The organism is Flavonifractor sp. An112 (assembly GCF_904377885.1).
Taxonomy (GTDB): Bacteria; Bacillota; Clostridia; order Oscillospirales; family Oscillospiraceae; genus Flavonifractor; species Flavonifractor avicola.
In genome coordinates, this window is record NZ_CAJFGT010000080.1 from 1 (window position 1) to 11,355 (window position 11,355).

Genomic DNA, 11,355 nt, shown 5'->3' on the forward strand with positions numbered 1-11,355 from the left:
CTCTGTTCATCCCCCTGGTGGGAGAGCGCTTTGACGGTCATGCCTACATCAACGCTGCCCTGGAGGGAGGCGCTGCCGGGTGCTTCACCCAGCGGGAGCGGGACAGCTATCTGCCCGGCAAGTTCTATATTAAGGTGAAGTCCACCCACCGGGCCCTCCGGGATCTGGCCAAGTATTACAAGCAGAAATTTGCCATCCCTGTGGTAGCCATCACCGGCTCGGTAGGCAAGACCACCACCAAGGACATGGTGGCGGCGGTGCTGGGGGAGAAGTACAACGTCCTCAAGACCGAGGGCAACCTGAACAACGACATCGGGGTGCCCATGACCCTGCTGCGGCTCAAGCCGGAGCACCAGATCGCCGTACTGGAGCTGGGCATGAACCACGCCGGGGAGATCGACTATCTCTCCGCCATTGTGGAGCCCGACATGATCCTCATGACCAACATCGGCGACTCCCACATTGAGCATTTCGGCTCCCGGGAGAAGATTCTGGAGGCCAAGAGCGAGATCTTCCACCACGCCAAGCCGGGCGCGCCTGCCGTCATTAACGGCGACGACCCGCTGCTGAACACCCTGCCCGGCAAGCTGGACCACCCCTTTATCCGGGTGGGCTCCGCCCAGGGGCTGGACTACCGGGCGGTGGACCTGTCCAGTGACGGCAGAAGTCGGATTACCTGTAAGGTGGAAACACCTGACGGACAGTTCCCGGTGGAGATCCCCGCCCTGGGGGACCACATGATCTATCCGACCCTGATGGCGGCAGCAGTAGGCAAGCAGTTTGGCTTGACGGATCAAGAGATCGCCGACGGGGTGCTCCACTTCGCCCCCACCAAGATGCGGATGAACATCCTCACCCGTGGGGATGATATCACCATCCTCAACGACACCTACAACGCCAATCCCCAGTCCATGCGGGCGGCGGTGGAGGTGCTCTCCAACGCCAAGGGAGAGTACAAGGTTGCGGTGCTGGGCGATATGTTTGAGTTGGGCCCCCTGGCTCCCGCCCTCCATGCCGGCATCGGCGAGTACCTGGCCAAGGCGGGCATCCACTGTCTTGTGGCGGTGGGTGAGTTGTCCCAGCACATCTATGACGCCGCCAAGGCGGCAGGTGTGCCGGTGTGCTGGCACTGCGCCGACAAGGCAGAGGCCAAGCCGGTACTGGACAGCGTGGTGCGCCCCCACGCCACCATCCTGGTAAAGGCCTCCCGGGGCATGGCCCTGGAGGAGCTGGTGGAGTACCTGCTGACCATCACCAAAGAGGCGTAATGGCGAAAAAAAGACCTTCCCCCTACCGGGGGGAAGGTCCTGATGCTATCTGTGTTATCCAAACAGCTTCTGCAGATTCTCCTTGAAGGGCGGATAGATGACGCCCTTCTCGGTGATGATGCCGGTGACCAGGCTGTGTGGGGTCACGTCAAAGGCGGGGTTGTAAACCTCCACCGTGGCCGGCGCGGTCTGGACTCCGTACAGGGTACGCACCTCGTTCTTGTCCCGCTCCTCAATGGGGATGCGGTCGCCATCCGGGATCGTCAGGTCGATGGTGGAGCAGGGGAGGGCCACATAGAAGGGAACCCCGTGATGATGGGCGTTCACCGCCACCGAGTAGGTGCCAATCTTGTTGGCGAAGTCTCCGTTGGCCGCCATCCGGTCGCAGCCCACCACCACCATGTCGATCTTGCCCTTGGCCATCAGGCTGGCAGCCATATTGTCGGCAATGAGGGTGGCGGGAATGTGGTCGGTGACCAGCTCGTAGGCGGTGAGCCGGGCGCCCTGGAGCAGGGGACGGGTCTCATCTGCGTAAACCATATCCACTTTACCCTGCTCGTGGGCGGCCCGGATGACTCCAAGAGCGGTACCGTAGCCGCCGGTGGCCAGGGCTCCGGCGTTGCAGTGAGTGAGGATGTGGGCGTGATCAGGCACCACAGAAGCGCCGTAAAGGCCCATGGCCTTACACATAGCCACATCTTCCTGATGGATGGCAATGGCTTCCGCAATCAGGGTTTCCGGCTCGCCGCCGCAGGCTTCGGCTTTACGGGCCATCCGGTCCAGAGCCCAGAACAGATTGACCGCCGTGGGACGGCTGGCGGCCAGGACGGCCTTGGCCTCGGCCAGGTTATCCCCGGCCAAAGCGGCCAGGCAATAGGCGTAGGCGGCGGTGACGCCAATGGCGGGAGCACCCCGCACCACCATGGTGCGGATGGCATTGGCCACCGGCCGGTAATCGGTGTAGGGGAGCCAGGTCTCCTCCACCGGAAGCTTTGTCTGGTCAAGTAAGTAAAGGGTATTTCCTTCCCAACGGATCGCGTCCATAGAGAACTCCTCCTTGTGATGCGGCCCCGGCGGACCGGGGCGTTTTCTTCCAACCGATTGTATCACACACACCATTTGGAGGCAAGCAATGATCGATATCTCCGTCTCGAACCTGTCCAAAGAGTTCGAGGTAGGCAAAAAAATATTGGACGGCCTCACCTTCCAGATCGACCAGGGGGAACGGGTGGGTTTGCTGGGCAAAAACGGCGCCGGCAAGACCACTTTGTTCAAGATCCTTACCGGCGAGCTGGACTGGGACGACGGTGAGGTCCACATCGCCCCCGGCAAGGGGGTGGGGCTTATCTCCCAGATCCCCGTCTATCCGCCGGAGTACACGGTGGAGGACGTGCTCCAGACCGCCTTCGGGCGGATCCGGGCCATGGAGCGGGAGATGGCGGAACTGACTGAGCGCATGGGCCGGGACAGCGACCCGGCTCTGCTGCGGCGGTACGATGCCCTCACTGCCGCCTTTGAGGCGGGGGGCGGTTACGATACCATTACCCCCCTGAACAAGGTGTGCAACGGCCTGGAAATTTCCCAGGATATGAGAGGCCAGCTCTTTTCCTCTCTGTCCGGCGGCGAAAAGACCCGGGTCAATCTGGCCCGGCTCATTCTGGAGGACACCGATATCCTGCTGCTGGACGAGCCCACCAACCATCTGGACCTGCGGGCTACGGAGTGGCTGGAGGAATATCTGGACAAGTATAAAGGTACTGTCCTTGCCATCTCCCATGACCGCTGGTTTCTGGACCGGGTGGTCAAGCGGGTCATTGAGATCCAGGACGGCAAGGCGGAGTTCTACGAAGGCAACTACTCCTTCTATGTGGTGGAGAAAGAGCACCGCTATCAGGAGCAGCTGAAGCGGTACGAGAAGGAGCAGGCCAAGATTGAGCAGCTGGAGAAGGCCGCCCAGCAGCTGCGGATCTGGGCCTACTCGGGCAACGACAAGATCTTTAAGCGGGCCCAGTCCATGGAGAAGCGGATTGAGCGCCTGCGTACCACCGACAAGCCCACCAAGGAGCGCCGCCTGGATATGAAGTTCGGGGAGCGGGAGTTCCGGGGCGACGAAGTTTTGACCATCAAGGAACTGAAAAAGTCCTTTGACGGGCGCACCCTTTTTGACCACGTCAATCTGGAGGTGGTGGGCGGCGAGCGCATCGCCCTGCTGGGAGATAACGGCACCGGCAAATCCACCCTGCTGAAGATTTTGCTGAAGGAGGAGGAGCCCGACTCCGGAAAGCTAAAGATGGGGCCAACTGTAAAGGTGGGTTACCTGCCCCAGATCATCCATTTCTCCCACCCGGAGCGCAACCTGGTGGACACCATGATTTACGATCAGGACTGTTCCACGCAAACCGCCCGCAACCGGCTGGCCGCCTTCAACTTCCGTGGGGAGGATGTGTTTAAGCCGGTGTCCGCCCTGTCCGGCGGCGAACAGAGCCGCCTGCGGCTGTGTATGCTGATGGATGAGCAGATCAACCTGCTTATCTTGGACGAGCCCACCAACCATCTGGACATCGCCAGCCGGGAGTGGATTGAGGAGGCGGTGGCCGACTACGAGGGCAACCTGCTCTTCGTATCCCATGACCGCTACTTCATTAAGCAGTTCGCCACCCGGATCTGGATGCTGGAGGATGGACATATCACCGACTTCCGGGGCACCTTTGAGGAGTTCCGGGCCGCCCGGGAGCGGGCCAAAAATCAGGCCGCCGCACCGGTGAAGGCGGAGCCGGAGAAGCCTAAAAAGGAGAAGCCCAAGCGCCCCGGCGGCACCAAGGAGCTGGAGAAGCAGGTGGCCGCGGCGGAGCGGGCGGTGGCCAAGGCGGAGGAGAGGCAGTACGAGCTGTCCCTGAAAGCCGAGGAGGTGGCCTCCAACTACCTGGAGCTCCAGAAGGTCTATGAGGAACAGAAAGCCCTGGAGGACGAGATTGCCACCCTGTACACCAGGTGGGAGACTCTGGCGGCGGAACTGGAAGAGGCCAAGGGATGAGAAAGAAGCAGTACTACCATCCCTATGAGGGACGCAGAAAACCTATGTGGCTGCTGGCTCTGCTGGCGGTGATCCTGGTGCTGGCGCTGGGCTTCATGGTGTTGCTGGGGGTGGTGCTCTCCGGCGCCCACGACAGCATTACCGGTGAGCCCAAGGTGATGGTGATCCTGGGCTGCAAGGTGGAGTCCTGGGGGCCGTCCATCCTGCTCCAGGACCGGCTGGACAAAGCTCTGGACTACCTGGAGGACCACCCGGACCTGACCATCGTGGCCTCTGGCGGACAGGGTCCCGACGAGCACCAGAGCGAGGCCCAGTGTATGTACGATTATCTGACCGACCACGGGGTGGACTCAGACCAGATCCTGCTGGAAGACCAATCCCACAACACCTGGGAAAACATCCGCTTTACCCAGGCGCTGCTGGAGCGGGAGGGGATTGATACCAGCCAGATGCTGGTGGTGTCCAACGGCTTCCACCTGACCCGGGTGAGGATGCTGTGGGACAGGGCATGGGAGGGCGATTACACCCTGTCCACCCTGGCGGCCCCCAGTTCCCACATTCCATCCCGGCTGAAGATGTACATCCGGGAGCCGTTGGCTCTGGTCAAGTCCTATTTCTTTGACAGGTGATATGATTTGGATATGCAGCAAAAACTAAGCGCCCTGGACCTGCGTTTTGCCAGTATCGAGGCCCAGCTGGGGGCGGGTGAGACCTATAATGACCCGGCCCTGGTGGCCAAGCTCAATAAGGAGCAGCGGGAGCTGGAGCCGGTGGTCACTGCCTGGCGGGCCTATACCCGCCGCCAACAGGACCTGGCCGACGCCGAGGCTCTGTTGTCCGACCCGGAGCTGGGGGAGATGGCCAAGGAGGAGTATCAGCAGGCCAAGGAGGATATTGCCCGGCTGGAGGACGAGATCCGCATCCTGCTGCTGCCCCGGGACCCCAACGACAACAAAAACGTCATCGTGGAGATCCGGGCCGGAGTAGGAGGGGAGGAAGCGGCCCTGTTTGCCCACTCCCTGTTCCGGATGTACTCCATGTACGCCGACGCCCGCCGCTGGAAGGTGGAGGTAGACTCGGTGAATGAAACCGAGCTGGGCGGCGTCAAGGAAATCTGCTTTACCATTGAGGGAGACGGGGCCTACTCCCGCCTGAAATTTGAAAGCGGAGTACACCGGGTCCAGCGGGTGCCCGAGACCGAGTCGGGCGGGCGCATCCATACCTCCACTGCCACAGTGGCGGTGCTGCCCGAGGTGGACGAGGTGGACTTTGAGCTCAATCCCGCCGACATTGAGATGCAGGTGTTCCGCTCCTCCGGCGCGGGCGGACAGCACGTCAACAAGACCTCCTCCGCTGTGCGGCTCATCCACAAGCCCACCGGCACGGTGGTGGAGTGCCAGCAGGAGCGCAGCCAGTTCCAGAACCGGGACAAGGCCATGCAGATCCTGCGCTCCCGGCTGTATGAGGAGAAGGTACGGGAGCAGGAGGAGTCCCTGACGGCGGAGCGCCGCAGCCAGGTGGGCACCGGAATGCGGAACGAGCGCATCCGTACCTATAATTTCCCTCAGGGACGGCTCACCGATCACCGCATTGGCCTGACCCTGTATAAGCTGGAGAACGTGATGAACGGCGACCTGGACGAGATCATCGATGGACTGGTTACCGCTGACCAGGCCGAGCGGCTCAAACACAGCCAGGAGGAATAAACGGGAGGCATCCCGGAATCCCAGAAAAGGAGCACTGACCATGGAACTGATCATTCATTTCAATACCCTGCCGGAGGGGCTGACCCTGGATCTGGTACGGGACGATCTGGCGAACCTGCTGGAGGACGACGGCTGGCTCACCGGCTCGGGCGCCGACTATCTGGAGCTGGAGCTGGAGGATGAGAAGGTCAACCCCAAATACGGCATTCTCACCGTGAAGGGCTATCTGCAAAAGGCCAAATTCGCCCCCGATACCACCATTGAACTGGCGGGCACGCCGGTGGGCATCTACGAATAACAAAGGAGACTTGGGTATGAAAAAGGCCATTGGCATCCTGCACATCCTGTCCGGCGCCGCCCTGCTGGCGGCAGGTATCCTGACGGTGGTACAGAGGGACCGCCGTCGCCGCCGCCGTCATCGGTTTTGAGAAAGCGGTGAGGAAGGATGCATACCCTGCGTTTGAATGATAAGCAGATCGGGGAGGCGGCGGACATCCTCCGCCGGGGAGGTCTGCTGGGGATCCCCACTGAGACGGTGTACGGCCTGGGGGCCAACGGGCTGAACAGCGAGGCGGTAGGTCACATTTTTGCGGCCAAGGGCCGTCCCCAGGACAACCCGCTGATTCTTCATATCCCCACCGCCGACTGGCTGGAGCGCTACTGCGAGGACATCCCGGAGGCGGCCTATGCCCTGGCCGACAAATTCTGGCCCGGTCCTATGACCATGATCCTCAAGCACAAGCCCATTGTGCCTGCCGCTGTTACCGCCGGACTGGACACAGTGGGGATGCGCTGCCCGGCCCATCCGGTGTGCCGGGCTATCATCGCTGCCGCGGATGTGCCGGTAGCTGCTCCGTCGGGCAACACTTCCGGCCGGCCCAGCCCCACCAATATGGCGGATATGCTGGAGGATATGGACGGCAAGATCGACGGCATTGTGGACGGCGGCCCCTGCTCCGTGGGGGTGGAGTCCACCATCATTGACCTGACCGAGCAACCGCCCAGGCTGCTGCGTCCCGGCGGCATCACCCTGGAGCAGCTGAAGAGTGTACTGGGCGAGGTGGCGGTGGACCCGGCAGTGACTCGGCTCATGGGTGCCGGGGAGCAGCCTAAGGCTCCCGGCATGAAGTACCGCCACTACGCACCCAAAGCGCCGGTGACGGTGGTTCAGGGCGCGCCTGAGACGGCGGCCCGATACATCCAGACCCATATGGCCCCCGGCGACGGGGTGATCTGCTTTGACGAGTATACCCATCTGTTTGAGGGCCACCCCCTGGAGCAGCTGGGCCCCAGCACCGACGTGCCCGAGCAGGCCAGACGGGTGTTTGACGCCCTGCGTTGGTTTGACGGCACCGACGTGACACACATCTGGGCCCAGTGCCCCGACGCCACCGGCATCGGTCTGGCAGTAGCCAACCGGCTCAACAAGGCGGCCGGATTCCATATCATCCGGGCCGATCAGCCCGATTAACGAAGATGGCCGTGTTTTCACGGCCATCTTTTTTCAAAGTGTTGAAAGGATTCCGTCCTTTGGTTCGTATTCAGGGTGAAACCAAATAAAGTAAGGAGGAATTCACATGAAGAAAATCCTAATGGGTACCGCCATTGCCGCTCTGGTGCTGACGGTGGGAGTGACCGGCGCCTTTGCCGCCGGGGGGCGAAATTACGTGGACGCCAACGGCGACGGGATCTGTGACAACCGGGGGAACTATTGCCGGTTTGTAGATACCGACGGCGATGGCGTGTGTGACTACCACGGGAGCAGCTGCTGGTATACCGATACTAACGGCGACGGCGTTTGCGACAACTACGGCACCGGTTGCCATGGGCAGGGCCGGGGCCATCACGGCTGGTAACTGATCTGGCTGAGCCGGGGAGGAAGTGAGGGTGTTCCATGCGAAGTGAAGAGGAGACCAATGCGGCCATAGAGCGGTATGGGGATACTGTGCGGCGGCTGTGCATGATCCAGCTGAAGAACGAGGCGGATACCCAGGACATCTTTCAGACGGTGTTTCTGAAATACCTGCTCCACGACAAGCCCTTTGAGAGCAGGGCGCATGAGAAGGCCTGGTTCATCCGGGTCACCCTCAACGCCTGCAAGGATCTGCTCCGCAGCTTTTTTCGCAGCCGTACGGTGCCCCTGGAGGAGCTGACCGGCCAGGCCGACCAATTGACTGACCAGGGGCGGGAGGTGCTCCGGGCCGTGCTGGAGCTGCCCAGGAAGGAGCGGGAGGTGGTGTACCTCCACTACTATGAGGGATATACTGCGCCTGAGCTGAGCCGCCTGCTGGGAAAAAATGTGAACACCATCTACACCAACCTGGCTCGGGCCAGGGCCCATCTGAAGGAAGTGCTGGGAGGTGAGGACCATGGATGAGCAGATCCGGGAGGCCTTTGGGCAGCTTTACGCCGGAGAAGCCATGAAGGAAAATACCCGGGCCGCCCTGGACCGGGCGCGGAGCCGCCGCCACCGGCCTGTGGGCTACCTGGCCGCGGTGGCAGTCTGCCTTGTGCTGCTGTTGGTGGGGCTGGGTGGATACCGTTACTACTTTACACCAACCACCTATCTCAGCATCGACATCAATCCATCCCTGGAACTGGGGATCAACCGGTTTGACAAGGTGGTGACCGTTCGCGCCTGGAATGAGGACGGTCAGGAGCTGGCCGATAGCCTGGACCTGAGATTGATGGACTACCAGGAGGCCCTGGAACAGCTGGTAGCCAGTGAGAGCATTGCCGACCGGCTGGCGGCAGGTGAGCTGTTGTCCATCACCGTGGCGGGGGAGGACGAGGTCCAGTGCAGCCGGCTGCTGGCGGGGGCGGAGGACTGTACCGCCGGGCAGGAGAATGTCCAGTGCCATCATGGGGATGCGGAAGCGCTGGAGCAGGCCCACCACGCCGGGCTGTCCCTGGGCAAGTACCAGGCGTTTCTGGAACTTCAGGCCCTGGACCCCACTGTGACGGCGGAGGATGTGGCGGGGCTGACCATGCGGCAGATCCGGGACTGGATTGGATCGCTGGAGCAGGGAAACGTTGTAGAGAGTGCCCCGACGGGGAACGGCCACGGCCATCACCACGGCTGGTCCGAGCATGAATAGCGATAAAATCGGGACGGCGAATAAAGCTTCGCCGTCCCGATTTTTCGGCTTTGGAAAAAATCGTTTTCCAAAGGGGCGGAACTTGTGGTATACTAATTAGGCTGCGGATGTGGAGAAGCCGCCACAATTTACAAATCGCTCACACACCCCTTGTGCAGTGTGGTATAATAAGCGCAAAAGCCGCAGATATGCGGCTGTGCATTTCATGCACCTGCTCTTTGCGCAGCAAAGGGCAGATTGCGCTTGTTACACCATGACTAAGCCGGCAGAGCCGGCTTTCGCCGGATATCCGGCGGGCAAGCGGTGAAGCCGCTTGCTGTCATGGTATACTAACTGCTGGAGGCGAAGGACATGAAACGCATCGGCATCACCGGCCCCACCGGAGCGGGTAAGACCACCGCCCTCAACGTATTGACCGAACTGGGGGCCCATATCATTGACGCCGATCAGGTGTATCATGACCTGCTGGCCCACAGCGCTCCCATGGGGGACGCCCTGACGGCCCGTTTTGGTTCTGCCATCCTGGATGAGACGGGACAGGTGGACCGGAAGGCCCTGGGCAGTGTGGTCTTTGCCGATCCCACAGCTTTGGCAGATCTAAATGCCATTACCCATCGATTTATTATCGAAGAGATCGACCGGCAGGCCGCCCAGGCAGAGACGGACGGACGGCCGGCGGTAGCCATCGATGCCATCGCCCTCATCGAAAGCGGCGTAGGGGAGACCTGCGACGCGGTGGTGGGCATTCTGGCTCCCAGGGAGATCCGTATCCGCCGCATCATGGCCCGGGAGGGTATCCCGGAGGACTACGCCTGCAAGCGGGTGGATGCCCAGCAGGGGGATGATTTTTTCCGTACCCACTGCACCTATATCCTGGAGAATCAGGGCACGGCGGAGGAATTTGCCCAAAAGGCCCTGGCTCTGTTTCAGATGCTGATCCCATAACGTTTATCATAAAGGAGGACTCTCACATGGAAGAGAAACAAAAGACCGCCGGTGAGCTGCGGCGGGAAGCCCTGCTCTATCAGCCCAAGAATGGCTATGACCGTCTGAATCCCGCGGAAGAGGCGGATCTGAACGCATATTGTGAGGATTACAAGAAGTTCCTGGACGCCGGCAAGACCGAGCGGGAGTGCGTGGACGAGACCGTCCGCCTGGCCGAGTATCACGGCTTCAAGCCCTTTGTCCGTGGTATGGCCCTCAATCCCGGCGACAAGCTGTATCGGGTGAACCGGGGCAAGGCCATCATGCTGGCCGTTATCGGTACCAAGCCCCTCAGCGAGGGCGTCAACATCGGCGCCGCCCACATCGACTCCCCCCGGCTGGACCTGAAGCCCAACCCCCTCTACGAGGATTCCGAGCTGGCCTTCTTCAAGACCCACTACTACGGCGGCATCCGCAAGTATCAGTGGGTGACCATTCCCCTGGAGCTTCACGGCGTCATCGCCCTGAAGGACGGCTCCACCGTGAAGGTGGCCATCGGCGCCGGCGCGGACGAGCCCCGCTTCACCATCGACGATCTGCTGCCCCACCTGGGGTCCGAGCAGTCCAAGAAGCCCCTGGGTGAGGCCATCCCCGGCGAGAGCCTGAACCTGCTCATCGGCAGCCGTCCCTTTAAGGACGACGAGGGCTCTGACCGGGTGAAGCTGGCTGTTCTGGACCTGCTCAACCAGAAGTACGGTATTACCGAGGAGGAATTCATCTCTGCCGAGCTGTCCGCCGTGCCCGCCTTCCAGGCCATGGATATCGGTTTTGACCGCTCCCTCATCGGCGCCTACGGCCACGACGACCGGGTGTGCGGCTTCGCCGCCCTGGCTGCCCTGTTTACCCTGGGCACCCCCGCCCGCACTGCCGTGTGTATGCTGGCCGATAAGGAGGAGATCGGCTCCGAGGGCGTGTCCGGTATGCGTTCCGCCGCCTTCGATACCTTTATGAGCGACCTGTGCGACGCCCAGCGGGTGACCCTGAAGGCCTGCTATGAGAAGTCCTTCTGCCTGTCCGCCGACGTGACCGCCGCCTTTGACCCCAACTTTGCCGATGTGTACGAGAAGCGCAACAGCGCCCGGGTCAACTACGGCATGGGCCTGTGCAAGTACACCGGCGCCCGGGGCAAGTCCGGCGCCTCCGACGCCTCCGCCGAGCTGGTAGCCTACACCCGCCGTGTGCTGGATCAGAACGGTGTGGTGTGGCAGATGGCCGAGCTGGGCAAGGTGGACGCTGGCGGCGGCGGCACCGTGGCCTGCTATATG

12 protein-coding genes are annotated in these 11,355 nt (G+C 61.7%); 11 read left to right on the plus strand and 1 reads right to left on the minus strand.

Annotated features, from left to right (window positions below):
• On the plus strand, positions 1–1,268 hold a 1,268-nt coding region (murF, locus tag IHN22_RS10815), incomplete at its 5' end, for a UDP-N-acetylmuramoyl-tripeptide--D-alanyl-D-alanine ligase (RefSeq protein ID WP_191435305.1).
• Positions 1,269–1,322: 54 nt separating this feature from the next.
• Here murF and mtnA read toward each other — a convergent pair.
• A complete protein-coding gene (mtnA, locus tag IHN22_RS10820; RefSeq protein WP_191435306.1) occupies positions 1,323–2,312 on the minus strand; it encodes an S-methyl-5-thioribose-1-phosphate isomerase in 990 nt (329 codons plus the stop codon).
• An 88-nt stretch (positions 2,313–2,400) separates the two neighbouring features.
• On the opposite strand from mtnA, the gene abc-f reads away from it, so the two are divergent.
• The 10 genes from abc-f to IHN22_RS10870 form a co-directional block, all read left to right on the plus strand.
• On the plus strand, positions 2,401–4,302 hold the full coding sequence (gene abc-f / locus IHN22_RS10825; RefSeq protein WP_191435307.1) for a ribosomal protection-like ABC-F family protein: 1,902 nt from the start codon (positions 2,401–2,403) through the stop codon (positions 4,300–4,302).
• Positions 4,299–4,931: a YdcF family protein gene (locus IHN22_RS10830; protein WP_191435308.1), complete on the plus strand. Its 633-nt coding sequence runs from the start codon at positions 4,299–4,301 to the stop codon at positions 4,929–4,931. The genes abc-f and IHN22_RS10830 overlap by 4 nt, the downstream gene beginning before the upstream one ends.
• 12 nt (positions 4,932–4,943) lie before the next feature.
• The gene (gene prfA, locus IHN22_RS10835) at positions 4,944–6,008 is read left to right on the plus strand and encodes a peptide chain release factor 1 (protein ID WP_191435309.1); all 1,065 of its coding nucleotides are present in this window, start codon (positions 4,944–4,946) and stop codon (positions 6,006–6,008) included.
• Positions 6,009–6,048: 40 nt separating this feature from the next.
• Positions 6,049–6,306, plus strand: a complete 258-nt coding sequence (locus IHN22_RS10840) for a hypothetical protein (protein ID WP_087187077.1) — start codon at positions 6,049–6,051, stop codon at positions 6,304–6,306.
• 147 nt (positions 6,307–6,453) lie between these two features.
• Positions 6,454–7,479, plus strand: coding sequence for an L-threonylcarbamoyladenylate synthase (locus IHN22_RS10845; protein WP_087271519.1), 1,026 nt, complete (start codon positions 6,454–6,456; stop codon positions 7,477–7,479).
• Between the two features lie 106 nt (positions 7,480–7,585).
• Entirely contained in the window at positions 7,586–7,864 is a 279-nt protein-coding gene (locus tag IHN22_RS10850) for a hypothetical protein (RefSeq protein ID WP_191435310.1), read from the plus strand.
• Between the two features lie 38 nt (positions 7,865–7,902).
• On the plus strand, positions 7,903–8,385 hold the full coding sequence (locus IHN22_RS10855) for an RNA polymerase sigma factor (RefSeq protein ID WP_191435311.1): 483 nt from the start codon (positions 7,903–7,905) through the stop codon (positions 8,383–8,385).
• On the plus strand, positions 8,378–9,106 hold the full coding sequence (locus tag IHN22_RS10860; protein ID WP_191435312.1) for an anti-sigma-I factor RsgI family protein: 729 nt from the start codon (positions 8,378–8,380) through the stop codon (positions 9,104–9,106). The genes IHN22_RS10855 and IHN22_RS10860 overlap by 8 nt, the downstream gene beginning before the upstream one ends.
• A gap of 351 nt (positions 9,107–9,457) precedes the next feature.
• Positions 9,458–10,051: a dephospho-CoA kinase gene (gene coaE, locus IHN22_RS10865; RefSeq protein WP_191435313.1), complete on the plus strand. Its 594-nt coding sequence runs from the start codon at positions 9,458–9,460 to the stop codon at positions 10,049–10,051.
• A 26-nt stretch (positions 10,052–10,077) separates the two neighbouring features.
• The coding region (locus IHN22_RS10870) for an aminopeptidase (protein WP_191435315.1) at positions 10,078–11,355 on the plus strand (1,278 nt) is incomplete at its 3' end.